This window comes from Cobetia sp. 4B (genome assembly GCF_018831605.1).
Classification (GTDB): domain Bacteria; phylum Pseudomonadota; class Gammaproteobacteria; order Pseudomonadales; family Halomonadaceae; genus Cobetia; species Cobetia amphilecti.
The window spans coordinates 4,264,383-4,290,792 of sequence record NZ_CP059843.1 but is presented as its reverse complement, the minus strand read 5'-3'; the positions used below and the strand labels follow the sequence as shown (position 1 = coordinate 4,290,792).

The window sequence follows — 26,410 nt, the reverse complement described above, 5'->3', positions numbered from 1 at the left end:
GCGTACGCCCGCAAGGCAGCACGTCAGACAAAGTTGACCCTTTTGCTCGGATATAGGGATAATAGGCGTCATTCCGTTCTCTATACCGTGCCGGGCGCTGTCTCCAGCGTCCGGCCTCCGACTCCTTCCAGGAGGCCCGCATGAGCGAAGCACAAAGCTTCATCCCCACGCCGTTGTACCTGTCCGAGCGCGCCAGTGCCCGGATTGCAGCGCTGCGCGCGGAAGAAGCCAACCCGGAGCTGCGTCTCAGGGTCTACGTCACTGGCGGCGGCTGTTCCGGCTTCCAGTACGGTTTCGATATCGCCACCGATCTGGGCGATGACGACACCGTGGTCGAGCTGGGCGAAGCCGCCATCGTGATCGACCCGCTGTCCTACCAGTATCTGGTCGGCTCGACGATCGACTATGAGGAAGGTCTGGCGGGCGCCCGCTTCATGATCCAGAACCCCAATGCCACCAGCACCTGTGGCTGCGGGTCTTCCTTCATGGTCTGATCATTGAGGGTCTGACCGTCGGGGCTGACAGGCCCGCACACGACATTGGCGCCTTGCTGACGCCTGATCGCCCCCTACCGGTTCCCGGTAGGGGGCGTTTTTTTTCGTCATCTCAGTGGCTTGCAAGCTTCCCTTCGCCGCATGGCAGCAGCGGGAGACTTGACGGGGTCCGGTGTGCTCGTCAATCTAAAAACGCTATACATCCTAAAATCTAAATATAAAGAGGAATGTAAAATGCGCAGATCTCACCTGCTGGCCTCCCTCTCTGGCCTCGCGGCCGCCACCTTCATGGCCAGCGCTGCCCATGCCGTCACCCTCAAGGCGGCGACCGACCCGAGCTTCGTGCCCTTCGAGATGCTCGACCAGGAAAGCGGCGAGATGGTCGGCTTCGATATCGACATCCTCAATGCCATCGGCGAGCGCGCCGGCTTCGATATCGACCTCAAGACCATGGACTTCAATGGCATCATCCCGGCCGTGCAGACCGGTAGCGTCGATGTCGCCATCGCCGGCATCACCATCACCGAGGCGCGCGAGAAGATCGTCGACTTCACCGATCCCTACTATGACTCCGGCCTGCAGATTCTGACCTCGGCCAACAACGGCGACATCGAGGATATCGAGGGCCTGGAAGGCAAGAAGATCGGCACCAAGATCGGCTCCACCAGTTACGACTACCTCACCGCCAACCTTGGTGACTCCACCATCACGCCTTACCCGGGCAGCGCCGACATGTACATGGCCCTGATGTCCGGCAGCGTCGATGCCGTCTTCTACGATGCCCCCAACGTCGGCTACTTCGCCAAGACCAAGGGCAATGGACGCGTCAAGACGGTGGGGCCGCTCTATGAAGGCCAGCAATACGGCATCGCCTTCACCGAAGGCAGCGAGTGGACCGAGGCCGCCAACAAGGCGCTGACCGAGATGAAGTCCGATGGCAGCTATGCCGAGATCTACCAGAAGTGGTTCGGCGCCATGCCCGGCGACAGCCAGTAAGCCGCTTTCGACTCGTCTCAGGCGCCTCGCGTCGCGTAGTGCAGATCATCATCACGACATTTCGGCAGCGACAGCCTGCCGGAATGTCGGTCGTCTCGAACCTCCGGCGCGCCCAGCAGCGCATGAGAGGTTCGTGCCAAGGAGCCCCCCGTGGACGTTCAGTTCCAGTTTGATTGGCAGGCCGCACTCAATTCGGTGCCCTACCTGCTCGAGGGCATTCCCTGGACCCTCGCCATTTCCTTCGGTGGCCTCGCCATCGGCTTCGTGCTCGGCATCCTGTTCGGACTGCTGAGCCTGTCTCCCAGCCGCATCCTGCGCTGGGTCGCCACCGCCTATATCGAGATCTTCCGTGGCACCCCGGTGCTCGTCCAGGTGCTCTTCATCTTCTATGGCCTGCCGCAGATCATCGGTGGCCCCATCGATGCCCTGACCGCCGGCATCGCCGCGATCGCCTTGAACTCGGCCGCCTATATCTCGGAAATCGTGCGCGGTGGCGTGCAGTCCATCGCCCGTGGCCAGCGGGAAGCCGGCCTGTCACTCGGCCTCTCCACCCCGCAGACCTTCCGCTATGTCATCTGGCCTCAGGCGCTGCGCCGCATGATTCCCGCGCTGGGTAACCAGGGCATCGTCTCGATCAAGGACACCTCGCTGTTCTCGGTGATCGGCGTCGGTGAGCTGGTGCGTCAGGGGCAGATCTACATCGCCACGACCTTCAATGCGCTGGAAACCTACTTCATGGTCGCGCTGCTGTATCTGGTGATCACCCTCAGCCTGTCATTTGGCTTGCGGATGCTCGAGCGCCGCGGGTTGGTGGGCCAATGATGTCTCTCTGCCCCCCAAACGTGACGGATATTGCCGCGCCCTCTCTCCTTATGCCTGATCTCATTTCTCTGACGACCTTCCGGCATGCAGCGCCGGTTCGGAGCGCCCCATGACTGCCATCGTGAAGATGCACAAGCTCAACAAGCATTTCGGCAGCCTGCATGTCCTCAAGGACGTCGAGCTCGAGGTCGCCCAGGGGGAGGTGGTGGTGATCATCGGCGCCAGTGGCTCCGGCAAGTCGACACTGATTCGCTGCGTGAACGGCCTGGAGGAGTTTCAGGACGGCAACATCGAGGTGGATGGGCATTCGCTGATCCCCCACGGCAAGAGCCACCGGGCGCTCAAGGCGATACGCACCGAAGTCGGCATGGTCTTCCAGCAGTTCAACCTCTTCCCGCACATGAGCGTGCGTGACAACGTCAGCCTGGCCCCCATCAAGGTGCGCGGTACCTCGCGACCGGCGGCCGAGCAGCAAGCCGATACGCTGCTCGAGCGGGTCAATATTCTCGAGCAGGCCGACAAGTACCCGGGGCAACTCTCTGGTGGCCAGCAGCAACGCGTGGCCATTGCCCGCTCATTGGCAATGGAACCGCGCCTGATGCTGTTCGATGAGCCCACCTCGGCACTGGACCCGGAAATGATCGGCGAGGTACTCGATGTCATGCGCAAGCTGGCCCGCGAAGGCATGACGATGATGATCGTCACCCATGAAATGAGTTTTGCCCGTGAAGTGGCAGACCGGGTGGTGTTCATCCATCAGGGCAGCATCGTCGAGGAAGGCACGCCAGAGCAGGTCTTCGATACGCCGCAACATCCACGCACCCAGAGCTTCCTGGCCCGCGTACTGTCCCACTGAGCGCCTTCCACAAGGCTCGCTGAGCCACTGGTCAGAGAAGCGTTGAGCACGTGATGCCCCTACCCGCTGCCATGCGTGCAGCGGGCATGCCCCGACCGTCAGGTCGGGGCATTTTTTTGTCCCCAGAGAGGCTTGCGAGCCCTGCGGGTCGCCAAACGATGAAAAATCTTCTCCCTCCACGCCATCTGTCGGCATTTCGAGAAGAAAAAAACGAATTTTTTTGGCCCCGGCCCCCCCCTTGCCAGGTCACGCAAACACGCCTTGGCGTTCGAAGGAATGACGCTTTCCCCGCCTGAAAGTCCTCGCTGAGGCGTCGCTTTAGCGTGTGAAAAACAGGGATAAATCAGGGGCCTAGCCGGAAAACCACACGAGGATAGCGCGCGCCGCCAGTCGCTGGAGCAGTGTTCAGGCAGTCTCAGCGGCCGAACGGGCAAAACAAGCGAAAAAGTATCCACAGGCTGGGGCGTGTCGCGTCATTGGCACCATTGGCGAGGGCTGTAGCCATTCACGCACCACTTATCCCATGACTGTCTACAGCCTTGGGCAGCGCAGGAAATCGACATTTGCCTCTGTGGACATTTTCCGGCATTATCCGCGGCCTTCTTGCCGTCAGGCCATGCAGCACTAGGGGTTGTGGGTAACAACGCCACTTGTGCACAGCAGGGCAGAAAAGTCGGGTACCAGCTCGGTATGAATCAGGGGATAATCGGGGCTGTGGACAAGGGCGCATTTCATCCACAGGAAGCGACCGGTGGCGTCCTCAGGTACTCCGCATTTTCTCCCCAACTATATCAACATCGTAAGCTTTTGATTTGTAACGGATAAAGTCGATTTCCCACTGATTTTGTCCACAACAGTAGTTACAACATCAACAGAACCCCTTTTTCTTTTCTTTATATAATCTTGTTATCCGGAAACCCGAAGGACGGACCGAGGCCTCACGATCGACCTGACGTGAACTCGCCGAATTCAAAGTGTTCGGGATAACGAACGGCTGTCTGGGTAGCGCATCCCTCGCCGGAAAATCGACGCGTCGTATCCGCAAGACTCATGAATCGTCACGGCGTGGATTGATGCCCCAGAAGAAACAACCCGGGCATTCGCTCATGGGTTGCCAGAGCAAGGCGCTGTGGAAAACTCCTGACGCTTACCCACAGGCGGTTTATACTGTGCGGCCCGGACGTCATCCTGCTGGCTTGCAAGCTCCCTCACCGGTCGAGCACATGCCTTCGGCGACGGACATCATTCGCCATGCCGTCTGGCAGTCCTTGATTCATCCAGGCATCGATTCATCGCCCTGCCTGGCCGATTTGCCTGCTTCGCCAACCAGCGAACAGCGCTTCACCCAAGTTTCGTGATACCCCGAGGTGCCAACGTGGATTACCCGAACCGCTTTGACGTGATCGTCATCGGCGGCGGTCATGCCGGTACGGAAGCCGCACTGGCTGCTGCCCGCATGGGCCGTCAGACCCTGCTGCTGACCCATAACATCGAGACGCTGGGCCAGATGTCCTGCAATCCCGCCATCGGCGGGATCGGCAAGAGCCATCTGGTCAAGGAGATCGATGCGCTGGGCGGTGCCATGGGCCTGGCCACCGACATGGCGGGTATCCAGTTCCGTACCCTGAATGCCCGCAAGGGGCCGGCAGTGCGTGCCACTCGTGCACAGGCTGACCGGGCGCTGTACAAGGCCGCGATCCGCAACGTGCTGGAAAACCAGCCGAACCTGACGCTGTTCCAGCAGGGTGCGGAAGACCTGATCGTCGAAGGCGAGACCGTGCGGGGTGTCGTCACCCAGACCGGGATCCGCTTCCACGCCACCACGGTGGTGCTGGCGACCGGGACCTTCCTCGGCGGCGTGATCCACATCGGCCTGGACAACCATGCCGGTGGCCGTGCCGGTGATCCGCCCGCCAATGGCCTGGCCTCGCGTCTGCGTGAACTGCCGTTCCGGGTCGATCGCCTCAAGACCGGCACCCCGCCGCGCATCGATGCCAAGAGCGTCGACTTCAGCAAGATGGAAGCCCAGCCGGGCGACACTCCGCGTCCGGTGATGTCCTACATGGGCAGCCGTGAGATGCAGCCGGAGCAGGTCAACTGCTACATCACGCACACCAACGAGCGCACTCACGAGATCATCTTCGCCAATCTCGACCGCTCGCCGATGTACTCCGGCGTCATCGATGGCATCGGGCCGCGTTACTGCCCGTCCATCGAGGACAAGGTGCACCGCTTCGCCGACAAGAACAGCCACCAGGTCTTCATCGAGCCGGAAGGCCTGAATACCCATGAGCTGTATCCCAACGGCATCTCCACCTCGCTGCCCTTCGATACGCAGCTCGAGGTGGTGCGCTCGATCCGTGGCATGGAGAACGCGCACATCACGCGTCCCGGCTACGCCATCGAGTACGATTTCTTCAATCCCCAGGACCTGCATCACTCCCTGGAGACGCGTTTCATCAATAACCTGTACTTCGCCGGTCAGATCAACGGCACCACCGGCTATGAAGAAGCCGGTGCCCAGGGGCTGCTGGCGGGCGTCAATGCCGCCTTGCGCGCCACTGACGACGAGTCCTGGCATCCGCTGCGAGACGAGGCCTACACCGGTGTGATGGTCGATGACCTGATCACCCTCGGCACGCGCGAGCCGTACCGCATGTTCACCTCGCGCGCCGAATATCGCCTGCTGCTGCGTGAGGACAATGCCGATCTGCGTCTGACCGCCAAGGGTCGCGAGCTGGGCCTGATCGATGACGCCCGCTGGGAAGCCTTCGATCGCAAGCGTGAAGCCATCGCCCGCGAGACCGCGCGTCTCGAGAGCACCTGGCTGACGCCGAAGAGCCCGGAGCTGGCCCCGTTGAGCGACAAGCTCAGCTCGCCGCTCAAGCGCGAAGCCAGCCTGATGGAGCTGCTCAAGCGTCCGGAGCTCGAGTATCCGGATGTGGCAGGCCTGAAAGGGGAAGGGGTCGACGACTGGCGCATCGCCGAACAGGTACAGATCACTGCCAAGTACGCAGGCTATATCCAGCGTCAGCAGGAAGAGATCGACCGCCTGCGCCGTCACGAGCACACCGAACTGCCGACCAGCCTCGATTATGATTCCGTCGATGGTCTCTCCAACGAGATCAAGCAGAAGCTCAACGAAGCGCGCCCGGCGACGCTGGCCCAGGCCGGTCGTATTTCCGGTGTCACGCCGGCAGCTGTCTCTATCCTGTTGATTCACTTGAAGAAGCGTCAGCTGATCAAGGCGGAGACACCCGCAGATGCCGCAACGGCTGACACGGGAGCCGCGCAATGAGCCAGACGCTCAACGAGACACAGCGTGAACGTTGCGCTCAGCTGCTCAGTCGTGGTGCCAGCGCCATGGGAGTGGCGCTGAGCGAGGAACAGCACGCCCAGCTGATGACGTTGCTGGTGCTGTTGCACAAGTGGAATCGCGCCTATAACCTCACCGCGGTACGTGAGCCGGAGGCGATGGTGACTCGCCATCTGCTCGACAGCCTCAGTGTGCTGCCTTATATCAGTGGGCCACGTCTTCTGGATGTCGGCGCCGGCCCGGGCCTGCCCAGCATCGTGATCGCGATCATGCGTCCTGACATCGCCGTCGTGCCGCTGGATTCGAATGGCAAGAAGGTGCGCTTCCAGATTCAGGCCGGCCATGAACTGGGCCTCAAGAATCTGAGCCCGACCCAGGTACGTATCGAAGCCTATGATGGCGCGCCGTTCGAACAGATCATCTCGCGTGCCTTCGCCGATACCGATGCCTTCGTCAATCTGTCGGCGGCCGTGCTCGCCGAGGGCGGCGAATGGCTGGCCATGAAAGGGCGCATCCCCAGTGATGAGATTGCCCGCCTGCCGATGGGGGTCTCGCTGGTCGAGACATTGGTGCTGGAAGTGCCGGGCGAGGAAGGGGAGCGTCACCTTCTGCGCCTCAAGCGCGACTGATAAAGCGCCTCAAGGCGTGCGCAGGGATTGTGCCGGGCGCAAAAGGCAGGCAGCCTGATGTTTTCACGAGGGCAGATCATTGATCTGTCCTCGTGAGCATGTGGCTGGTGCCAATGGCCCCGCTTCTCAAGGAACCAAGGAAGTCGCTCGTGACCAAGATCATCGCGCTGACCAACCAGAAGGGTGGCGTCGGCAAGACCACCACTGCCGTCAATCTGGCGGCGTCGCTGGCGGCACTCGATCGCCGCGTTCTGCTGATCGATCTCGACCCGCAGGGCCATGCCACCATGGGCAGTGGCATCGACAAGCACGACCTCGAAGGCAGCGTGCTGGATGTGCTGTTGGGCGAGCTGCGTGCCAGTGACGTGATTCTCGATTGTCCCGATGCCGGCTACGCCCTGTTGCCCGGCAATGGCGACCTTACCGCCGCCGAGGTCGATCTTCTCGGTGTCGAGGGGCGTGAGCGCCGCCTCACGGAAGCTCTGGCGCCGATCGCCGCGGAATATGACGTGGTACTGATCGACTGCCCGCCCTCGCTCAACATGTTGACCGTCAATGCCCTGACCGCCGCCCATGGCGTGCTGATCCCGCTGCAGTGCGAGTTCTATGCACTGGAAGGTCTGTCAGCGCTGCTCGATACCGTCGAGCAGATTCAAGGCAACGTGAATCCGGCCCTCGACGTGTTCGGGATCGTGCGTACCATGTACGACGCTCGCAACAGTCTGACCCGCGATGTCAGCAAGCAACTTTCCGATTACTTTGGCGATACCCTGATCAAGGCGACCATTCCGCGCAACGTGCGGGTGGCGGAAGCGCCGAGCCACGGCCTGCCGGTGACCAAGTATGCGCGTCTGTCGCGTGGCAGCCAGGCCTATCGGGTGCTCGCCAAGGAATTGATTCGTCGTCTCTCGCTGTAACTTCACCGAGGAAGGTCCATGACGCGTAAGCGTGCCCTGGGAAGGGGCCTGGATGCCCTGATTGGCGCCGGAAACCGCCGCCGCCATGTCGAAGCCGATATAGAAGCTGTCGATGGCGACGCCATCGATGCGTCACCGGATGCCGCGCTGGCTGCGAATCCGGCCGCTGCCACGGCGGAATTGCCCAGCGAGCGCCTCGAGCGCCTGCCGCTCGGGCAGCTGCAGCGTGGCAAGTATCAGCCACGGCGTGACATTCAGCCGGAAGCGCTCGAGGAGCTGGCGGATTCCATCCGGGCTCAAGGCGTGATGCAGCCCATCGTGGTGCGGCCGGTGGGGGAGGGGCGCTACGAGATCATCGCCGGCGAGCGCCGCTGGCGTGCCTCGCAGCTGGCGGAGCTGGATACCATCCCCGCCGTCGTCCGCGAAGGCATCAGCGATGAGATCGCGCTCGCGCTGGCATTGATCGAGAATATCCAGCGCGAGAACCTCAATCCGGTCGAGGAAGCCCTGGCGCTCAAGCGCCTGCTCGAGGAATTCGAGCTGACCCAGCAGCAGGTGGGCGACGCGGTCGGGCGTTCACGCGCCCAGGTCACCAACCTGCTGCGACTGCTGACGCTGGAACAGGAAGTGCAGACCCTGCTGGAGCGAGGTGAGCTCGACATGGGCCATGCGCGTGCCCTGATCGGCCTGACCCCGGCACGCCAGCGCAAGCTGGCCCATGAAGTGGTCGAGCGCGAGCTGACCGTGCGCCAGACCGAAGCGCTGGTGAAAAGCGTGCAGAAGGGTGAGCAGCCCAAGCCGGCACCGGCACGACCGGACGCCGACATCCAGCGTCTGGAAACGCGCCTCTCGGAGCAACTGGGCGCCGCCGTCAATATCCGTCACGGCAAGAGTGGCAAGGGCAAGGTCACCATCTCCTACACCAGTCTGGATGAGCTGGACGGCATTCTCGGCCATATCCACTAGTGGGTGAGCAGGGGAGGGTTGACCATGCGTCACACCTCCCCGGGCGGCAATTTTCCGCGTGACGGATCACGATCCTCTTTCGCGCCCCTGTGACTCATTGTCGCAGGGGCGCGAAATGCATCTGACATTCAAGATATTGAAGGATGTTGCTGACGTCAGGTTGTGATTCATGCAACCCTGTGTCGCTCGCACCGCAAGCGACTGTCAACGTAAGCAAACTGTCATCGGTTTCCCGCAAGATAGTGAGGCTTTGGTCGTAAGCTTGCGAAAGATCAAGGAATTTAGCTTGTCGTTTGGTTGATGGCGGTGAAGCGCTCCCCTATAATCCGGCGAGTTTGCTCCCGGGCTGTGTCCAGCGCAGCGCCAGAAATGGCGAAGGCCATCATTGCGAGACACAGGTCCAAGATGCACAAGACGACACCCGCTGCTCTACAACGCCCTCAGGTGGCTCGATTGCTCTGGGGCCAGGCGCTGGTCATCGTGATTGCCGTCTTGCTGGCGGGAGTGATGAAAGGCAGTGGTGCGGCGCTTTCCGCGCTGTGTGGTGGGCTGGTCTGCCTGCTGCCCAATCTGTTTTTCGCCTGGCGTTCACTGCGTGTGACCGGTGCACGCTACGCCCAGGCAATGGTCAAGGCCTTCTATCAGGCCGAGGCCGGTAAGTTCGGTTTGACGGCCGTATTGTTTGCGTTCTTCTTCATCGCAGTGCCGCCCTCAAACCCCGCTTTATTTTTTTGCGCTTACGTGGCGGCAATGGCGGTTCACTGGCTGGGCCCCTGGCTGGTGAAGCGAACACCGTACACACGAACCTGAGGCAGAGTCATGGCAGGCACCAACCCGAGTCCCTCCGAATATATTCAGCACCACCTGCAGAATCTGACGTACGGCAACCACCCGGAACACGGATGGTCACTGGCGCACAGCGCTCAGGAAGCGGCCGACATGGGATTCTGGGCCATCCACCTGGATACCATGGGCTGGTCCATCGGTCTGGGCCTGATCTTCCTGTGCCTGTTCCGCAAGGTCGCCAAGTCCGCCACCACTGGCGTTCCCAGCGGTCTGCAGAACTTCGTCGAATTGATGGTCGAGTTCGTCGATCAGTCCGTGCGTGAGACCTTCCACGGTCGTTCACGCCTGATCGCACCGCTGTCACTGACGATCTTCTGCTGGATCTTCCTGATGAACCTGATGGACTTGATCCCCGTCGACTGGCTGCCTGGCGTTGCTGCCAAGGTCGGTGAGATGTTCGGCGCCGATCCGGCTCACGTGTTCTTCAAGGTGGTGCCGTCCACTGACATCAATGCCACGCTGGGCATGTCACTGTCCGTGTTCGCGCTGATCATCTTCTATTCCATTCGCGTCAAGGGCCTCAAGGGCTTCCTGGCCGAACTGACGCTGCACCCGTTCAACACCCCGAACAAGCTGGCACAGATCGCGCTGATTCCGGTCAACTTCCTGCTTGAGTTCGTGACGCTGATCGCCAAGCCGATCTCTCTGGCGCTGCGTCTGTTCGGTAACATGTATGCAGGCGAGCTGATCTTCATCCTGATCTCGCTGGTCGGTATCTGGCAGCTGCCCCTGCACTTCCCGTGGGCGGTCTTCCATATCCTGGTCATCACCCTGCAGGCATTCATCTTCATGATGCTGACCATCGTCTACCTGAGCATGGCCAGCGAAGACCACTGATGTAATTCGCCCCACGCCATTCGTGGCGTGGGGCAAGATTTCCGAGCTCTGCTCACACCCTCAACCCTTGACTTAAACTTGACTAAAACTGGAGTTCCACAATGGAAGCACAAGTTCTTGGCATGACCGCTATCGCCGTCTCCCTGCTGATCGGCCTGGGCGCCCTGGGCACCGCCATCGGTTTCGGTATCCTCGGTGGCAAGTTCCTGGAAGGCGCAGCGCGTCAGCCGGAAATGATCCCGCAGCTGCAGGTCAAGATGTTCATCGTCGCTGGTCTGCTGGATGCCGTGACCATGATCGGTGTTGGTATCGCGCTGTTCTTCACCTTCGCCAACCCGTTTGTCGGTTAAACATCGGCTGGCCTCCGGCCTACCGTGTTTTTGACCCAACAATCGTGAAGCGAGAGGTGCTGGCGTGAATCTGAACTTAACCCTGATTGGTCAGGCCATCGCCTTTGCGGTCTTCGTTTATTTCTGCATGAAGTATGTCTGGCCGCCGGTCACACAGGCTCTGGCAGAACGTCAGAAGAAGATTGCAGATGGTCTGGATGCTGCCAGCCGTGCTACCCGTGACCTCGAACTGGCGCAGGAAAAAGCCACCGAGACTCTGCGGGAAAGCAAGGATGAAGCAGCACGCATCATTGAGCAGACCCATAAGCGCTCCAACCAGATGATCGAGGAAGCACGTGAAACTGCACGTGCGGAAGGCGAGCGTCTCGTTGCGCAGGCCCGTGCCGAAATCTCCCAGGAGATCAACCAGGCCAAGGACGAGCTCCGTGGTCAGGTCGCTGCTCTTGCAGTGGTCGGTGCCGAGCGCATCCTGGAATCCTCCATCGACGAAGCCAAGCACCGCGAGCTGATTGACAAGCTCGCTGCCGAGCTCTGAGGAGACTGATTCCATGGCTGAAACGTCTACCTCCACCGCGGCTCGCCCGTACGCCAAGGCGGCGTTCGAGTTTGCACGCGGCCAGCAGGCGCTAGAGGCCTGGTCCGGCATGTTGTCGACAGCGGCGCTCGTCGCTGTCGACGCAAACGTCAAGGCGGTGCTCGACAACCCCAAGCTCTCCACCGAGCACAAGGTTGGCACCTTCCTGGACGTGTGCGGTGAGGCGCTGGATGACAGCGCCCGCAACTTCATCCGGACTCTCGGTGAGCAGGACCGCCTTGCGGCCCTGCCCTCCGTGGCCGAATTGTTCGAGGCCCAGAAGGCCGAGCAGGAACAGCGTGTCGAGGTGACCCTGGTGTCTGCCTTTGCACTGGAGAGTGAGCAGGAAGAAAAGCTCGCCACTGCCCTGCGCAAGCGTCTGAACCGCGACATCTCCATTACCACTCAGGTGGATAGTACGCTGCTCGGCGGCGTCATCATCCGTGCCGGAGATACCGTCATTGACGGCTCCGTGCGCGGCAAGCTGGCCCGGCTTTCCGAAGCACTGAACTCCTGAGTCCGAGGGACATGGCATGCAGCAACTGAATCCTTCCGAGATCAGCGACATCATCAAGCAGCGTATCGAAAAGCTTGACGTCGCATCCGAAGCCCGTAATCAGGGCACCATCGTCAGCGTCTCCGACGGCATCGTGCAGATCCACGGCCTCGCAGACGTCATGTTCGGTGAGATGATTGAATTCCCGGGTGGCGTCTTTGGTATGGCGCTTAACCTTGAGCGCGACAGCGTCGGTGCTGTCGTTCTGGGTGACTACCTCCAGCTCGAAGAGGGCATGACCGCGCAGTGCACCGGTCGTATCCTCGAAGTGCCGGTAGGCCCGGAAATGGTCGGCCGTGTGGTCGACGCGCTGGGTAACCCGATTGACGGCAAAGGCCCGATCGACGCCAAGCTGACTGACGCGGTTGAGAAGGTCGCTCCGGGCGTCATCGCCCGTGAGCCGGTCGACCAGCCGGTGCAGACAGGTCTGAAGTCCATCGATGCCATGGTGCCGATCGGCCGTGGTCAGCGCGAGCTGATCATCGGTGACCGTCAGATTGGTAAGTCCGCCATCGCGATTGATGCCATCATCAATCAGAAGGGCAAGGGCATTACCTGCGTCTACGTCGCCGTCGGCCAGAAGCAGTCCACCATCGCCAACGTCGTGCGCAAGCTCGAAGAGCACGGCGCGATGGAACACACCATCATCGTCGCTGCTGGCGCTTCCGACCCGGCTGCCATGCTGTTCCTGGCACCGTACGCCGGTTGCACCATGGGTGAGTACTTCCGCGACCGCGGTGAAGACGCGATGATCGTCTATGACGATCTGACCAAGCAGGCATGGGCGTATCGTCAGATCTCCCTGCTGCTCAAGCGTCCGCCGGGCCGTGAAGCCTACCCGGGTGACGTCTTCTATCTCCACTCCCGTCTGCTTGAGCGTTCCGCACGCGTCAACGCCGATTATGTCGAGCAGTTCACCAAGGGTGAAGTGAAAGGCAAGACCGGCTCCCTGACTGCGCTGCCGATCATCGAGACCCAGGGTGGCGACGTGTCTGCGTTCGTTCCGACCAACGTGATCTCCATCACCGACGGTCAGATCTTCCTCGAGACCAGCCTGTTCAACTCCGGCATCCGTCCGTCCATCAACGCGGGTCTGTCTGTTTCCCGTGTCGGTGGTGCTGCTCAGACCAAGATCATCAAGAAGTTGGGTGGTGGTGTGCGTCTGGCACTGGCTCAGTACCGTGAGCTGGCAGCTTTCTCCCAGTTCGCCTCTGATCTGGACGAAGCGACCCGCAAGCAGCTCGAGCATGGTCAGCGTGTCACCGAGCTGATGAAGCAGAAGCAGTACTCTCCGATGTCCGTGGCCGACATGGCGATCTCGCTGTTCGCGGCCAACGAAGGCTACCTGGATGACGTCGACGTCGCCAAGGTGCTGGGCTTCGAGAAGGCGCTGCTGGACTTCATGCGCTCCGAGCACGCGGATCTTCTGGACAAGATCAATCAGTCCGGCGGCTACGATGACGAGATCAAGAATGGTCTCAAGGCTGGCGTCGAGAAGTTCAAGGCGACTCAAAGCTGGTAAGTGGCATGGCCCGGCCAGTCCGGGCCCTGTCGTTTCCCTTCGGGTGGCATGAATAAGGCAGATCGCTATGGCAGCTGCAAAAGAGATTCGCTCCCAGATCGGGAGCATCAAAAATACGCAAAAGATCACCAGCGCCATGGAAATGGTGGCTGCGTCCAAGATGCGTAAAGCGCAGGATCGCATGGCGGCCAGCCAGCCTTATGCTCATCAGATCCGCAAGGTTGTAGGACACATCGCCCGGGCCAACCCGGAATATCGCCATCCGTATCTGATGGAACGCGATGTGAAGCGTGTCGGTTATATCGTGGTCTCCAGTGATCGCGGCCTGTGTGGTGGCCTGAACGCCAATCTGTTCAAGGCTGTCACCAAGCATGCGAAGAGCTGGCGCGACCAGGGTGTCGAGGTGGACTTCTGTGCCCTCGGCTCCAAGGCCGGTACCTTCTTCCGCAACTACGGTGGCAACCTGCTTGCCGCCAAGTCCGGTCTCGGGGATTCCCCGGGCACCCAGGATCTGATCGGTAGCGTCAAGGCCATGCTGGACGCATTCGACGAGGGCAGCCTCGACCGTCTGTACGTGGTGTTCAACGAGTTCGTCAACACCATGACGCAGAAGCCGGTCGTGCGTCAGCTGCTTCCTCTCGAAGCTGATCTGAATGACGAAGAAACCGGTCCCACTACATGGGACTACCTGTATGAGCCGGATGCCGTCTCGTTGCTCGACAAGCTGCTCAAGCGCTATGTCGAGGCCCAGGTCTACCAGGCCGTGGTCGAGAACATCGCCTGCGAACAGGCAGCGCGAATGATCGCAATGAAGAGTGCGACCGATAACGCCGGCGACCTGATCGACGACCTTCAGCTGGTCTACAACAAGGCCCGCCAGGCAGCGATCACTCAGGAAATCTCCGAGATCGTATCCGGTGCCGCCGCCGTCTGATGACAGCGTGGCAACAGGCAAGCAGGTTTCAATCGCAGGTTTAAGAGGAACCAGGAATGAGCGGACGTATCGTACAAATCATCGGCGCGGTGATTGACGTCGAGTTTCCGCGGGACGCAGTGCCCAAGGTCTACGACGCCCTGAACGTCGCCGATAGCGAGACCGTACTCGAAGTCCAGCAGCAGCTGGGCGACGGCGTGGTCCGTACTATCGCAATGGGTTCGACCGAAGGCCTCAAGCGCAGTCTCGCAGTTGAGAGCACCGGTGCTCCGATCTCCGTGCCGGTCGGCACGGCGACTCTGGGTCGCATCATGAACGTGCTGGGTCAGCCGATCGACGAAGCTGGCGACGTGGGTGCTGAAGAGCACATGCCGATTCACCGTGCAGCCCCGAGCTTCGCGGAACAGGCAGCGTCCAGCGAGCTTCTGGAAACCGGCATCAAGGTCATCGACCTGGTCTGCCCGTTCGCCAAGGGCGGCAAGGTCGGTCTGTTCGGCGGCGCCGGTGTCGGCAAGACCGTCAACATGATGGAGCTGATCCGCAACATCGCCACCGAGCACAGCGGTTATTCCGTGTTCGCGGGCGTGGGTGAGCGTACTCGTGAAGGTAACGATTTCTTCCACGAAATGAAGGAATCCAACGTTCTCGACAAGGTTGCCCTGGTCTATGGCCAGATGAACGAGCCGCCGGGTAACCGTCTGCGCGTGGCACTGACCGGTCTGACCATCGCCGAGAAGTTCCGTGACGAAGGTCGTGACGTTCTGCTGTTCGTCGACAACATCTATCGTTACACCCTGGCGGGGACCGAAGTGTCCGCACTGCTGGGTCGTATGCCGTCCGCGGTAGGTTATCAGCCGACTCTGGCGGAAGAGATGGGCGTCCTGCAGGAACGCATCACTTCTACCAAGACAGGCTCGATCACTTCCGTGCAGGCCGTCTACGTCCCCGCGGATGACTTGACCGATCCGTCTCCGGCGACCACCTTCTCGCACCTTGACGCGACTGTCGTACTGTCCCGTCAGATTGCCGAGCTGGGTATCTATCCGGCCGTTGACCCGCTCGACTCCACCTCTCGTCAGCTCGACCCGCTGGTCGTTGGCGAAGAGCACTACAACACTGCCCGTAACGTTCAGGGTGTGTTGCAGCGCTACAAGGAGCTGAAAGACATCATCGCCATCCTCGGGATGGACGAGCTGTCTGACGAAGACAAGCAGACCGTGGCACGTGCGCGCAAGATCCAGCGCTTCCTGTCACAGCCGTTCTTCGTTGCGGAAATCTTCACCGGCGCGCCGGGCAAGTACGTGTCCCTCAAGGACACCATCCGCGGCTTCCAGGGTATCCTGGACGGCGAATATGACGCACTGCCGGAGCAGGCGTTCTACATGGTCGGCACCATCGACGAAGCTGTCGAGAAAGCCAAGGGCATGTAATTTCCCTGTTCAGGCATGAGGAAACAGGTATGGCTATGAGCGTCCATTGCGACATCGTCAGCGCTGAGAAAGGCATCTTTTCCGGCCTGGTCGAGCGTCTCGTGGCTGCCGGCAGCGAAGGTGACCTCGGCATCATGCCGGGTCACGCTCCGCTGCTGACCGAGCTGCAACCCGGCCCGATTCGCGTTCAGCGTCAGGGTGGGGCCGAGGAAATCTACTACGTCAGTGGCGGATTCCTCGAAGTGCAGCCGAACCTCGTTTCAGTCCTCGCCGACACCGCAGTACGTGCCGACGATCTGGATGAGGCGGCAGCCCAGGAAGCCAAGGAAGTGGCCTTGAAGGCCATGAACGACCAGGCTTCCGAACTGGAATACTCACGCGCCACGGCCGAACTGGCCGAGGCGATGGCCAAGCTGCGCACCGTGCAGCAGATGCGTCGTCACACGCGCTGAGATGCACTGGGCCATGACGGCCAGTGACAGGAAAGAGGCGACCTTCGGGTCGCCTTTTTTTGTGCTCGTCACCAGGGGATTACCCGTCTTGCCGCTGGGGTAGCCTGGCGCGATTCAAGGTTGAGCGTGCTCATCCGTCAGCACCTTGAGCGCTGAGCCGGTTGGCTGAGAGCTCTTGCGGGAGCACTGCTACTTTCTCGGGTCTGTTCTCGGCGACAGTCCCGTGGGTAAACCTCGTCACTGGCAGGTCACGGATCAGCTGCTATCATGGCGCCACTATTTTCAGGGCTTCAGGTATGAAGACCCGCTTTCTACAGGAGTTCACCGATGAGCAGCGCAGAGCGTACCGACGTCGTCATTCTTGCCGCAGGCCAGGGCACCCGCATGCGTTCCAAATTGCCGAAGGTGCTGCACCCGTTGGCAGGCAAGGCGATGGTGCGTCATGTGACTGACACCGCCGCAGGCCTGGACGGTGCGCATCTGAATGTCGTCATCGGTCATGGTGGTGAGCGCGTCCAGCAGCAGCTGGCCGATACCGGTGCCAGCTTCGCGGTGCAGGCAGAGCAGAAGGGCACCGGTCACGCCGTGGCCCAGTCACTGGACGCCATCGATGATGGCAAGGTGCTGATCCTGTATGGCGATGTGCCGCTGATTCGTCGCGAGACCCTCGAGGCGCTGCTGGCCGAAGTCAGTGAGCAGACCCTGGGCCTGCTGACGGTGATTCTGGAAGACCCGACAGGCTATGGCCGTATCGTGCGTGACGCCGAAGGCCGCGTCAGCGCCATCGTCGAGCACAAGGATGCCACACCGGAGCAGCTGGCCATCCAGGAAGGCAACACCGGTATTCTCGCCACCACCGGTGCCCAGCTCAAGCGCTGGTTGCCGGCGCTGTCCGCCGACAATGCTCAGGGCGAGTACTACCTGACCGACATCATCGCCATGGCAGCCAGCGAAGGCGTCAACATCGCCACCGCCCAGCCGGCGGCGGTCGAGGAAGTGCAGGGCGTCAACAATCGCCTGCAGCTGGCCGATCTCGAGCGTGCCTTCCAGCGTCGTGAGGCCAACCGCCTGATGACCGAAGGCGCCAGCCTGGCCGATCCGTCACGCATCGACGTGCGCGGCAAGCTGACCATCGGCACTGACATCAGCATCGATGTCGGCTGCATCTTCGAAGGCGACGTCACCCTGGCGGATGATGTGGTCATCGGCGCCCACTGCGTGATCCGCAACGCCACCATCGGTGCCGGTGCCAACATCGCGCCGCACAGCGTCATCGACGGCGCCGTGCTGGAAGGCGACAACAACGTCGGTCCGTTCGCGCGTCTGCGTCCGGGCACCGAGCTTGCGCGTGGCGCACGCATCGGCAACTTCGTCGAGACCAAGAATGCCCAGGTCGGTGTCGATGCCAAGATCAATCACCTGAGCTATGTCGGCGATGCCACCCTCGGTGAGGCCGTCAATGTCGGCGCCGGCACCATCACCTGCAACTACGATGGTGCCAACAAGTTCCGCACCGAAATCGGCGCCAATGCCTTCATCGGCTCCAACTCGGCGCTGGTGGCACCGCTCAAGATCGGTGCCGGTGCCACCGTGGGTGCCGGCTCTACCTTGAGCCGCGATGTCGCCGAGGGCGCGCTGAGCGTGGCGCGTGGCAAGCGTATCGACAAGCCGGAATGGCCGCGTCCGACCAAGAAGTGATCGGCTGCAGTGATCGGCAGTAGTGGTAGTGATGCTTGCCCCTGAGGGGAGATGAGCATCACCGGCGGGGAGGCACCGACAGGTGTCTCCCCGTTTTTCGTCACGGCCGGTTGTGCTGGACGACCTGCCGGGAGTGAATCGCCTCATCCTCTAGCGTCTTTCACTTGATGTTTCGATTCATCTCTCTTATCTTTCGGTTCGAAACTTTATGGGAGTCCCCGATGTCAAAGCGACTGACACCACAACGGCGTCACCAGATCCTTGATCAGCTGGCGCGTGACGGTGAGGTCAGTGTCGAGGCACTGGCGCGGGAGCTTGCCACCTCGGAGGTCACCATCCGCAAGGACCTGGCCTTCCTCGAGAAGAGTGGCCTGCTGCTCAGACGCTATGGCGGCGCCGTGGCCATGCCGCGTGAGCTGCTGGTGCATGACGAGCCGGTCAGCGCCGCCAAGCAGGCCATCGCCCGTCTCGCCGCGAGCCGTATCCGCGCGCACCAGCGCATCATCATCGACAGCGGCACCACCACGGTGGTGTTGATTCCCGAGCTTAAGGGCCGGGATGACCTGATCGTGATGACCAACTCGCTGAGCGTGGCCAATGCCATCCGCGAGCTGGAAAACGAGCCGGTGCTGCTGATGACCGGTGGTACCTGGGACCCGCACTCCGATTCCTTCCAGGGGCAAGTGGCGGAGCAGGTGCTGCGCAGCTATGACTTTGATCAGGTGTTTCTCGGCGCGGATGGTCTCGATCTCGAGCGTGGCACCACCACCTTCAACGAGCTGATCGGCCTGTCGCGCGTGATGGCCGAGGTGTCGCGTGAAGTGGTGGTAATGGCGGAATCCCACAAGCTGGGCCGCCGCATTCCCAACCTGGAGCTGGCCTGGTCCAGCGTCAGTACCCTGATAACCGATGACGCGTTGCCTGATGCTGCGCGTGACCAGATTCGTGCTCATGGCGTCGAGGTGTTGATCGCCCCGCTCATCGAGCCAGCAACTGCATAAGGAGATCGCTCATGTGTGGCATCGTCGGCGCCGTCGCCAGTCGTAACGTCCAGAACATCCTGCTCGAGGGCCTGCACCGCCTCGAATACCGTGGCTACGACAGTGCGGGCATGGCCGTCCTCTCCGAAGAAGGTCGCCTGAACCGCGTGCGCGCGCTGGGCAAGGTCGGGGCGCTGCAGAGCCGCCTCGAGGAAGCCCCGCTCAAGGGCCGTGTCGGCATCGCGCACACCCGTTGGGCCACCCATGGCGCGCCGAGCGAAGCCAATGCCCACCCGCACCAGTCCGGCGATAGCCTGGCCGTGGTTCACAACGGCATCATCGAGAATTACGAGACCCTCAAGCGCGAGCTGGAAGGCCAGGGGTATGTCTTCACCTCCGAGACGGACACCGAGGTGGTCGCCCACCTGCTGGCGCGGGAATACACCCTGAGTCAGGACCTTCTGACCGCGGTGCAGAAGGCCGTGGCGCTGCTCGATGGCGCCTTCGCGCTGGGCGTGGTGCATCGTGCCCAGCCAGACGTGCTGATCGGCGCGCGTCAGGGCAGCCCGCTGGTGATCGGTGTCGGGATCGATGAGCACTTCCTGGCCTCCGATCAGCTGGCGCTGCTGCAGGTCACCGATCGCTTCATCTACCTGAAGGAAGGCGATCTGGTGCGCATGACCGCCGAGCAGATCGAGATCTTCGAGCAGGGCGAGCGTCTGGTCACCGAGGCCAACGAGCGTCCGGTGCAGACCTTCGAGCACGCGCAGGATGCCGCTTCCAAGGGCGATTATCGTCACTTCATGCTCAAGGAAATCCACGAGCAGTCGCGTGTGCTGGCCGCCACGCTGGAAGGCCGCCTGAACGGTGATCACGTGCTGGTGCGCAGCTTCGGCAGCGAGGCGGAAAACCTCTTCCGCCAGGTCAAGCAGGTGCAGATCGTCGCCTGTGGTACCAGCTACCACGCCGGCATGGTCGCGCGTTACTGGATCGAGCGTCTGGCCGGCATTCCGGCGGCGGTCGAGGTTGCCTCCGAGTTCCGCTACCGTCCGGTGGTGGTAGCCGATGGCACCCTGTTCGTCACTCTGTCCCAGTCCGGCGAGACCGCCGATACGCTGTCCGCGCTGCGTTATGCCCAGTCGCTGGGTGGCTTCCTCGGCAGCCTGGCGATCTGCAACGTCCCGGGCAGCTCGCTGGTGCGGGAATCAGACCTCAGCCTGATGACCATGGCCGGCCCGGAAATCGGCGTCGCCTCCACCAAGGCCTTCACCACCCAGCTGGTCGGCCTGATGCTGCTGACACTGTCGCTGCGTCGTGTGCGTGGCGGTGATGAGGCCGGTGAAGCCGAGGTGGTGCGCGAGCTGCGTCAGCTGCCGTCGCTGGTCACCAAGGCACTGGCCATGGACAGCGAGATCGAGCGTCTCTCCGAGGCCTTCGCCGACAAGCACAATGCGCTGTTCCTCGGGCGTGGTACCCAGTTCCCCATCGCACTGGAAGGCGCGCTCAAGCTCAAGGAAATCTCCTACATCCACGCCGAGGCCTATCCGGCGGGTGAGCTGAAACATGGCCCGCTGGCACTGGTCGATGCCGACATGCCGGTAGTGGCGGTGGCACCGAACGACGAGCTGCTCGAGAAGCTCAAGTCGAACCTGCAGGAAGTGCGCGCGCGTGGCGGCGAGCTTTACGTGTTCGCTGACGAGAACATCAGCCTTGAAGAGAGCGAAGGCGTGCGCGTGCTGCGCATGCCGCATGTCAGCGAAGTGCTGGCGCCGATTCTCTACACCCTGCCGCTGCAGCTGCTGTCCTATCACGTCGCCGTGCTCAAGGGCACCGATGTCGATCAGCCGCGCAACCTGGCCAAGAGTGTCACGGTCGAGTAATTTGCGATGCAAGACGGCTGCGCCATATCTGGCGCAGCAGCAGATGAGCCCAGTCTCATTGTGCCAACGGCAGCCTCAGGGCTGCCGTTTTTGGTATCCTGTGCGCCTGCCTTCTTATCCTCTTCCGTCCGCTGCGCGTTCATCGCCCGGCGCACGCACGTGACCTGCCATGACTGATCGCGACGCATCGCTTACCCGCCTCAACAAGTTCATCAGCGAAACGGGCTTCTGCTCGCGGCGCGAGGCCGACCGTTACATCGCCGATGGGCGAGTGACCATCAATGGGGTGGTGCCGGAGATGGGCACCAAGGTGGCGCCGGGCGATGAGGTGCTGGTCAATGGCAAGCCATTGAAAGCCAAGCAGGAAGCGGTCTACCTGGCCTTCAACAAGCCAGTGGGCATCACCTGTACCACCGAGCGCCATGTCGATGGCAACATCATCGATTACATCGGTCATCCCAAGCGCATCTTCCCGATCGGTCGCCTCGACAAGCCCTCCGATGGCCTGATCTTCCTGACCAGTGACGGCGATATCGTCAACAAGATCCTGCGTGCCGGCAATGCCCACGAGAAGGAATACGTGGTGCGGGTCGACAAGCCGATCAACGGCGACTTCCTCAAGCGCATGGCCGCTGGCGTGCCGATTCTGGACACCATCACCCAGCCGTGTCGCATCGAGCAGATCTCGACCTATGTGTTCCGCATCATTTTGACCCAGGGCCTCAACCGTCAGATCCGTCGCATGTGTGAGGCGCTGGGCTATGAGGTCTTCAAGCTCAAGCGGGTGCGCATCATGAATGTCAGCCTGGACGGGCTGGGAGTCGGCGAATGGCGGTATCTCACCCAGCGCGAGATGGCGGATATCCAGCAGATGATCGAGGGCTCCAGCGGCACTGAGGAAGCCTCGCGCCTGGCGGCGGCACCGCCTCCTTCCCAGCATGCGACGGCCGCGCGCCATCAGCGCGCCGCCCAGGATACGGACGCTGGGCGGCGTAGCGGGACTCGGCGTCAGGAAGGCGGCAAGAGCGGCTCCGGCCAGCGCGACACACGTCAGCGCAGCTCAGATCAGCGCAGCCCTGATAAACGCGAGACACGTCAGCGCGGTGCTGGTCAACGCCATCCGGGCCAGCGTTCAGGCACTCCTCAGGCAGGAGCCAAGCAAGAGGGTGCAGGGCGTCGCGAGCGTTCTGACGAGCGCACCACGGGTCGTGGCAATCAGGAAGGCAGAAGCGACGGCAGTAATTCCAGCAGGAATGCCACCAAGAGTGCGGGCGGCGCCGGCAAGCTTGCCAGCGGCCTCAAGCCGCGCACGCGTGGCAATGCCAGTGATGGCCGCAATGAGCGTGGCGCGGCCAACAACAAGGGCTCTGCCAACAGCAAGACCTCTGCCAACAAGGGCGGCAGCAGCAAGAGTTACGGCAACACGAGCTCGGGGAAAAACAGCCCGACTGGCAAGGGCGCCTCGTACAAGGGCGGCGGTTCTTCCAACGGGGGACGCGGTCGCCGCTAGTGAGCCGTCTGCACCTGCTTGTCATGCGCCGGTGAGGCAGGCTGTGCGGTCTGAGGCGTGCGGCGATGGTAGCGGCCCAGCACGAAGGACAGTGTCGCGAATGCCAGCGCCGAACAGATGACCTGTGGCCAGGGGTAGACCAGCGCGGCGATCGCGATCAGCAGCAGGTCGAAGGCGAAGGTGGTGCGACCGGCATGGATGCCGAAGCGTCGCTCCAGATGCAGCGCCAGAATGTTCAGGCCGCCCAGCGAGGCGTTCTCGCGAAACAGCAGCGTGATGCCCAGGCCGATCAACAGGCCTGCGGCAATCGCCGCGACCGGCAGGCTGACGGCACCCAGCGGCAAGCTGACCGCCAGCACATCGGACAGCACGGAGAGCAGGCTGACGCAGCCCAGCGTGCGCAGGGTGAAATTCAGCCCCAGCTGTTTCCAGGCTAGGCCGTAGAAGGGCAGGTTGATCAGGAAGAACAGGCTGCCGAAGCTCAGTGCTGTCAGGTCGGCACCCAGCAACGACATGCCGGCAGTGCCACTGACCAGCAGGCCACCGGCCTGCAGCAGGCGTACGCCGAGCGCCACCAGCAGGCAGCCCTCGATGAGCGTGATCAGGCTGCGCAGGGTGATGGCATTTGCCGCGCGAGAGCGGCTACCGCTGGCGCGCAGAATGAGTCGTTGGAAAGCAGTCATGACAGGCTCCGGGGTATGGGCAGTCAACAAGAGTGTCTTCCGGCGCGGCTTGTGGCTGGCTGGAAGCGGAGTCAGGGCGGTGGGTGGACCGCCTGCTGACGTGTCATGCAGGATGCGGACCATAGCATGCCGTGATGACAGTTTTTATTGTGCTTACGTCGCTCTGCCAGACGATATTCTTCGGCTTATTGGCTCTTTGACCCTTATATTCCTCTAGTTCTGGCCTCTTCATGCACCATTTTCATGCAGCCTCCGCACCGTCGGATGCCTCGCACTCGGCGGGGCATCTTCATCTCGGACTCGCGATGTGGGCCAATGATGACTGGCGCGGCAGCCTGTTGCCGGGCAGCGGCCCGCGGGAACATCTGGCGGATTACGCCCGGATCTTCGATAGCGTCGAGGGCAATACCAGCTTCTATGCCCAACCCACGCCTGCTGCCATCGCCAGCTGGGCACGTCAGGCGCCGGCCAATTTTCGCTTCTGCTTCAAGTTGCCGGGCCGACTGACTCATGAATTGCGCCTGCAGGGCATCGAGCACGAGCTGGCGGAATTTCTCGATTGCCTGGCGCCGATAAAGGACCGCCTCGGTCCGATCATGATTCAGCTGCCGCGTGACCTCGGGGCGGAAGTCCTGCCACGCCTCGAGCAATTCCTGCAGTCGGTGAAGGGAGCAGGGCTTGCCTGGTCGGTGGAGCCCCGCGACCCGGTATTCTTCGCCAAGGGCGAGGCGGAACGACAGTTGAATCGCTTGTTGATAACTCACGCAGTCGATCGCGTGATGCTGGATGTGCGTCCACTCTTCAGTGGCCCCACCACCGCGCATCCGGGCCTTGCGGTGGCGCGCTCGGAAAAGCCTCACCGCCCATTGCATGTGTTCTCCAGCGGACAACATCCCGTGGTGCGCTTCATCGGTCATTACGATGAAGCCACCAACCGGGCACTGTTCGCTCCTTGGATAGAGCGACTTTTCTTGTGGATAAGTCAGGGGAAAAGCCCGTTTCTCTTTGTGCATACACCGGACAACAAGGCAGCGCCCGCGCTGGCACGCCTGTTGGCCAATCAGGTGCTGGCGAAACTGGACCGCCCCTTGATCGGGGCCTTCCCGGGAGAGGGGCAGGGCAGCCTGTTCTGACGCTCCACCTGGCCGTGAGGTTTCTCCTGTGAGGCCATGGTCTGATGGTGGCTTGCTGGCAGATGGCCCCTCAATCGAGTAGCTTTAGCCACATGTTGCCGTTACCGCGGCGATATTTACCGGAGATGGGCAGTCTGCCCGTTCCGGCGTGCCTATCGGCACTTGCCTGTCATTCCCCACGACCTACCCGGTCAGCGTGAATGCCGGGAGCACCACAGCAGTGATCCTGCGACGCCATCGTGTTGGCCACGGATGATCCGTCCGCATTGGCAGCATGATGCAACAAGCACAACAAGGTGCCCGAAGTCGCTACCAGCGACTGGCACCCTCGCGACGAATCAGGGATTCACATGTCATCCAAACCGCATTCCCACGCACAGTGGTCTTCTCGCCTGGCCTTTACCCTGGCTGCCGTCGGTTCATCCGTCGGTCTGGGCAATATCTGGAAATTCCCCTACATGACAGGTGAGAGCGGCGGCGGTGCCTTCGTCCTCGTCTATCTGATCTGCATCCTGCTGATCGGTCTGCCGATCCTGATGTCGGAATGGCTGCTGGGTCGTCTGGGGCAGAAGAACCCCATCTCGACCATGAGCCACATCAGTGCCCGGCTCAAACGCAGTCCCGCCTGGGTCTTGATCGGGGTGGCCGGCGTGCTCGGCGCCTACCTGATCCTGTCCTTCTACAGCGTCATCGGCGGCTGGGCGCTGGCCTTCATCGCCGACGCGGCCAGTGGCAGTTTCGAAACCCTGACCTCTGACACGGCCGGTAGCCTGTTCGGCGGTCTGCTGGGGGACCCGACCACACTGCTGGCCTGGCACAGTGCCTTCATGCTGATGGTGATCCTGGTCGTGGCCGGCGGGGTCGCCGGTGGCCTGGAGCGTGCCGCCAAGATCCTGATGCCGCTGCTGGCGGTGATGTTGATCGTGCTGGTCGGCTACGCCGCCACCACCGATGGCTTCGCTGATGCCGCTGCCTGGCTGCTGACGCCGGACTTCTCCAAGCTCGACAAGGATGGCGTGCTGGCGGCCATGGGGCATGCCTTCTTCACCCTGTCACTGGGCATGGGCATCATGATGGCCTACGGCTCCTACCTGTCCGATGACGTCAACATCGGGCGCACCGCGCTGGTCGTGGTGGTGCTGGATACCGTCATCGCCCTGCTGGCCGGTCTGGCCATCTTCCCGGTGGTGTTCTCCAACGGCCTTGACGCTGCCGCGGGCCCGGGCCTGATCTTCCAGACCCTGCCGCTGGCCTTCGGTCACATGCCGGGCGGTGAAGTCTTCGGCGTGGTGTTCTTCGTGCTGCTGGTATTCGCGGCCTGGACCTCGGGCATCTCGCTGCTGGAGCCCATCGTCGAATGGCTGGAAGAGAAGACGCCAATGTCGCGCGTCGGCTCGGCCTGGGTCGCGGGTATCGCCACCTGGCTGCTGGGCATCGCCACCATCCTGTCCTTCAACCTGTGGAGTGACGTGGCGCCGCTGGGCATGTTCGCCAAGTTCGAAGGCATGACCATCTTCGACCTGCTCGACTACGCGACCAGCAAGCTGATGCTGCCGCTGACCGGTCTGGCGACCATCGTCTTCGTCGGCTGGTTCATGGGCCGTGACGAGGTGCGCAGCCAGCTCAACATGAGCGACTCGGCCTTCTCGCTGTGGAGCTTCGTGGCGCGCTATATCGCCCCGATCGGTGTGGTCGTGGTGTTCGCGTCCAGCCTGTAGGTCTCGTGAGATCTCGAGAGATATAGAGAGATCTCGTGAAACACTTGCCATGACATGCCTCAGGTCTGTCATGGCAGGCAATGCGAAAGGCCCGCCATCCGGCGGGCCTTTCCTGTTTCTGAGCCTGGAGAATCTCAACCCGGTCGCGCGCTTGCCTGGCAGGCGTCATGGCTGGGTAGCGCTGCGCTGCGTGGCCGTCGTCTGTCATGCGTTTGACGTAGAAGATTCATCCTTCCCGAGAGGAAAAGTCGCCAGCAGGTGTGAGCCTGGTTTCAGGTATTGAGAGGCGCATGACGGCGGATGTGCACTGA

Annotated in this window: 25 protein-coding genes; 24 read left to right on the top strand and 1 reads right to left on the bottom strand. The window is 61.8% G+C overall.

Translation table 11 applies throughout. The annotated features are described in order from the left end of the window. Positions 1–140 precede the first annotated feature (140 nt). The 22 genes from erpA (at position 141) to rluF (ending at position 22,565) form a co-directional block, all read left to right on the top strand. Complete coding sequence (gene erpA, locus H2O77_RS17655) at positions 141–494, top strand: iron-sulfur cluster insertion protein ErpA (RefSeq protein ID WP_215823639.1); 354 nt, start codon at positions 141–143, stop codon at positions 492–494. 288 nt (positions 495–782) lie between these two features. Beyond that, on the top strand, positions 783–1,490 hold the full coding sequence (locus H2O77_RS17650; protein WP_240548818.1) for a transporter substrate-binding domain-containing protein: 708 nt from the start codon (positions 783–785) through the stop codon (positions 1,488–1,490). Positions 1,491–1,640: 150 nt separating this feature from the next. Next, positions 1,641–2,312 (top strand): amino acid ABC transporter permease, encoded by a 672-nt coding sequence (locus H2O77_RS17645; RefSeq protein ID WP_043331697.1) that lies wholly within the window; start codon positions 1,641–1,643, stop codon positions 2,310–2,312. 109 nt (positions 2,313–2,421) lie between these two features. Beyond that, the gene (locus H2O77_RS17640) at positions 2,422–3,168 is read left to right on the top strand and encodes an amino acid ABC transporter ATP-binding protein (RefSeq protein ID WP_276315212.1); all 747 of its coding nucleotides are present in this window, start codon (positions 2,422–2,424) and stop codon (positions 3,166–3,168) included. Positions 3,169–4,241: 1,073 nt separating this feature from the next. Further along, entirely contained in the window at positions 4,242–4,526 is a 285-nt protein-coding gene (locus H2O77_RS17635) for a hypothetical protein (RefSeq protein WP_215823637.1), read from the top strand. A 17-nt stretch (positions 4,527–4,543) separates the two neighbouring features. After that, a complete protein-coding gene (gene mnmG, locus H2O77_RS17630) occupies positions 4,544–6,466 on the top strand; it encodes a tRNA uridine-5-carboxymethylaminomethyl(34) synthesis enzyme MnmG (protein WP_215823636.1) in 1,923 nt (640 codons plus the stop codon). Further along, positions 6,463–7,113 carry a 16S rRNA (guanine(527)-N(7))-methyltransferase RsmG gene (gene rsmG, locus H2O77_RS17625; RefSeq protein ID WP_043331700.1) on the top strand — a complete coding sequence of 217 codons (651 nt, stop codon included), beginning with the start codon at positions 6,463–6,465 and terminating at the stop codon, positions 7,111–7,113. Before mnmG ends, rsmG begins: the two co-directional genes overlap by 4 nt. Positions 7,114–7,262: 149 nt before the next feature. Beyond that, positions 7,263–8,030 carry a ParA family protein gene (locus H2O77_RS17620; RefSeq protein ID WP_043331702.1) on the top strand — a complete coding sequence of 256 codons (768 nt, stop codon included), beginning with the start codon at positions 7,263–7,265 and terminating at the stop codon, positions 8,028–8,030. Positions 8,031–8,048: 18 nt separating this feature from the next. Then, positions 8,049–8,996 (top strand): ParB/RepB/Spo0J family partition protein, encoded by a 948-nt coding sequence (locus H2O77_RS17615; protein ID WP_043331703.1) that lies wholly within the window; start codon positions 8,049–8,051, stop codon positions 8,994–8,996. A gap of 405 nt (positions 8,997–9,401) precedes the next feature. Further along, positions 9,402–9,806: an ATP synthase subunit I gene (locus tag H2O77_RS17610; RefSeq protein ID WP_043331819.1), complete on the top strand. Its 405-nt coding sequence runs from the start codon at positions 9,402–9,404 to the stop codon at positions 9,804–9,806. Between the two features lie 9 nt (positions 9,807–9,815). Continuing rightward, positions 9,816–10,679, top strand: coding sequence for a F0F1 ATP synthase subunit A (gene atpB / locus H2O77_RS17605; RefSeq protein ID WP_043331706.1), 864 nt, complete (start codon positions 9,816–9,818; stop codon positions 10,677–10,679). Positions 10,680–10,780: 101 nt separating this feature from the next. After that, positions 10,781–11,029: a F0F1 ATP synthase subunit C gene (gene atpE / locus H2O77_RS17600; protein ID WP_011508579.1), complete on the top strand. Its 249-nt coding sequence runs from the start codon at positions 10,781–10,783 to the stop codon at positions 11,027–11,029. Positions 11,030–11,093: 64 nt separating this feature from the next. Beyond that, positions 11,094–11,564 (top strand): F0F1 ATP synthase subunit B, encoded by a 471-nt coding sequence (locus H2O77_RS17595; protein WP_043331708.1) that lies wholly within the window; start codon positions 11,094–11,096, stop codon positions 11,562–11,564. A 13-nt stretch (positions 11,565–11,577) separates the two neighbouring features. Next, on the top strand, positions 11,578–12,120 hold the full coding sequence (locus tag H2O77_RS17590; protein ID WP_043331710.1) for a F0F1 ATP synthase subunit delta: 543 nt from the start codon (positions 11,578–11,580) through the stop codon (positions 12,118–12,120). Between the two features lie 16 nt (positions 12,121–12,136). After that, entirely contained in the window at positions 12,137–13,681 is a 1,545-nt protein-coding gene (gene atpA / locus H2O77_RS17585) for a F0F1 ATP synthase subunit alpha (RefSeq protein WP_043331712.1), read from the top strand. A gap of 67 nt (positions 13,682–13,748) precedes the next feature. Continuing rightward, positions 13,749–14,615: a F0F1 ATP synthase subunit gamma gene (gene atpG, locus H2O77_RS17580; RefSeq protein WP_043331714.1), complete on the top strand. Its 867-nt coding sequence runs from the start codon at positions 13,749–13,751 to the stop codon at positions 14,613–14,615. Positions 14,616–14,671: 56 nt separating this feature from the next. Next, positions 14,672–16,045 (top strand): F0F1 ATP synthase subunit beta, encoded by a 1,374-nt coding sequence (gene atpD, locus H2O77_RS17575; protein WP_175088900.1) that lies wholly within the window; start codon positions 14,672–14,674, stop codon positions 16,043–16,045. Positions 16,046–16,074: 29 nt separating this feature from the next. Continuing rightward, on the top strand, positions 16,075–16,497 hold the full coding sequence (locus H2O77_RS17570; protein ID WP_054556360.1) for a F0F1 ATP synthase subunit epsilon: 423 nt from the start codon (positions 16,075–16,077) through the stop codon (positions 16,495–16,497). A gap of 327 nt (positions 16,498–16,824) precedes the next feature. After that, positions 16,825–18,195, top strand: coding sequence for a bifunctional UDP-N-acetylglucosamine diphosphorylase/glucosamine-1-phosphate N-acetyltransferase GlmU (gene glmU / locus H2O77_RS17565; RefSeq protein WP_215823635.1), 1,371 nt, complete (start codon positions 16,825–16,827; stop codon positions 18,193–18,195). A 221-nt stretch (positions 18,196–18,416) separates the two neighbouring features. After that, positions 18,417–19,196: a DeoR family transcriptional regulator gene (locus tag H2O77_RS17560; protein WP_043331724.1), complete on the top strand. Its 780-nt coding sequence runs from the start codon at positions 18,417–18,419 to the stop codon at positions 19,194–19,196. Positions 19,197–19,207: 11 nt separating this feature from the next. Then, a complete protein-coding gene (glmS, locus tag H2O77_RS17555) occupies positions 19,208–21,055 on the top strand; it encodes a glutamine--fructose-6-phosphate transaminase (isomerizing) (protein ID WP_043331725.1) in 1,848 nt (615 codons plus the stop codon). Between the two features lie 169 nt (positions 21,056–21,224). Next, positions 21,225–22,565, top strand: a complete 1,341-nt coding sequence (rluF, locus tag H2O77_RS17550) for a 23S rRNA pseudouridine(2604) synthase RluF (protein ID WP_215823634.1) — start codon at positions 21,225–21,227, stop codon at positions 22,563–22,565. Here the strand turns inward: rluF and H2O77_RS17545 are convergent. Then, positions 22,562–23,248: a YitT family protein gene (locus H2O77_RS17545; protein WP_082388683.1), complete on the bottom strand. Its 687-nt coding sequence runs from the start codon at positions 23,246–23,248 to the stop codon at positions 22,562–22,564. The two genes, rluF and H2O77_RS17545, sit on opposite strands and share 4 nt — an antisense overlap. 230 nt (positions 23,249–23,478) lie before the next feature. Between H2O77_RS17545 and H2O77_RS17540 the strand changes: the two genes are divergently transcribed. Both H2O77_RS17540 and H2O77_RS17535 read left to right on the top strand, forming a co-directional pair. After that, positions 23,479–24,381, top strand: a complete 903-nt coding sequence (locus tag H2O77_RS17540) for a DUF72 domain-containing protein (protein ID WP_215823633.1) — start codon at positions 23,479–23,481, stop codon at positions 24,379–24,381. 350 nt (positions 24,382–24,731) lie between these two features. After that, the gene (locus tag H2O77_RS17535) at positions 24,732–26,099 is read left to right on the top strand and encodes a sodium-dependent transporter (protein WP_043331727.1); all 1,368 of its coding nucleotides are present in this window, start codon (positions 24,732–24,734) and stop codon (positions 26,097–26,099) included. Positions 26,100–26,410 lie beyond the last annotated feature (311 nt).

Bases quoted from the DNA above. Each gene is read 5' to 3' on its own strand.
- erpA (WP_215823639.1), top strand. From the start codon at position 141: ATGAGCGAAGCACAAAGCTTCATCCCCACGCCGTTGTACCTGTCCGAG.
- H2O77_RS17650 (WP_240548818.1), top strand. From the start codon at position 783: ATGGCCAGCGCTGCCCATGCCGTCACCCTCAAGGCGGCGACCGACCCG.
- H2O77_RS17640 (WP_276315212.1), top strand. From the start codon at position 2,422: ATGACTGCCATCGTGAAGATGCACAAGCTCAACAAGCATTTCGGCAGC.
- H2O77_RS17635 (WP_215823637.1), top strand. From the start codon at position 4,242: ATGCCCCAGAAGAAACAACCCGGGCATTCGCTCATGGGTTGCCAGAGC.
- rsmG (WP_043331700.1), top strand. From the start codon at position 6,463: ATGAGCCAGACGCTCAACGAGACACAGCGTGAACGTTGCGCTCAGCTG.
- H2O77_RS17615 (WP_043331703.1), top strand. From the start codon at position 8,049: ATGACGCGTAAGCGTGCCCTGGGAAGGGGCCTGGATGCCCTGATTGGC.
- H2O77_RS17610 (WP_043331819.1), top strand. From the start codon at position 9,402: ATGCACAAGACGACACCCGCTGCTCTACAACGCCCTCAGGTGGCTCGA.
- atpB (WP_043331706.1), top strand. From the start codon at position 9,816: ATGGCAGGCACCAACCCGAGTCCCTCCGAATATATTCAGCACCACCTG.
- atpE (WP_011508579.1), top strand. From the start codon at position 10,781: ATGGAAGCACAAGTTCTTGGCATGACCGCTATCGCCGTCTCCCTGCTG.
- H2O77_RS17590 (WP_043331710.1), top strand. From the start codon at position 11,578: ATGGCTGAAACGTCTACCTCCACCGCGGCTCGCCCGTACGCCAAGGCG.
- atpA (WP_043331712.1), top strand. From the start codon at position 12,137: ATGCAGCAACTGAATCCTTCCGAGATCAGCGACATCATCAAGCAGCGT.
- atpG (WP_043331714.1), top strand. From the start codon at position 13,749: ATGGCAGCTGCAAAAGAGATTCGCTCCCAGATCGGGAGCATCAAAAAT.
- atpD (WP_175088900.1), top strand. From the start codon at position 14,672: ATGAGCGGACGTATCGTACAAATCATCGGCGCGGTGATTGACGTCGAG.
- H2O77_RS17570 (WP_054556360.1), top strand. From the start codon at position 16,075: ATGGCTATGAGCGTCCATTGCGACATCGTCAGCGCTGAGAAAGGCATC.
- glmU (WP_215823635.1), top strand. From the start codon at position 16,825: ATGAGCAGCGCAGAGCGTACCGACGTCGTCATTCTTGCCGCAGGCCAG.
- H2O77_RS17560 (WP_043331724.1), top strand. From the start codon at position 18,417: ATGTCAAAGCGACTGACACCACAACGGCGTCACCAGATCCTTGATCAG.
- glmS (WP_043331725.1), top strand. From the start codon at position 19,208: ATGTGTGGCATCGTCGGCGCCGTCGCCAGTCGTAACGTCCAGAACATC.
- rluF (WP_215823634.1), top strand. From the start codon at position 21,225: ATGACTGATCGCGACGCATCGCTTACCCGCCTCAACAAGTTCATCAGC.
- H2O77_RS17545 (WP_082388683.1), bottom strand. From the start codon at position 23,248: ATGACTGCTTTCCAACGACTCATTCTGCGCGCCAGCGGTAGCCGCTCT.
- H2O77_RS17540 (WP_215823633.1), top strand. From the start codon at position 23,479: ATGCACCATTTTCATGCAGCCTCCGCACCGTCGGATGCCTCGCACTCG.
- H2O77_RS17535 (WP_043331727.1), top strand. From the start codon at position 24,732: ATGTCATCCAAACCGCATTCCCACGCACAGTGGTCTTCTCGCCTGGCC.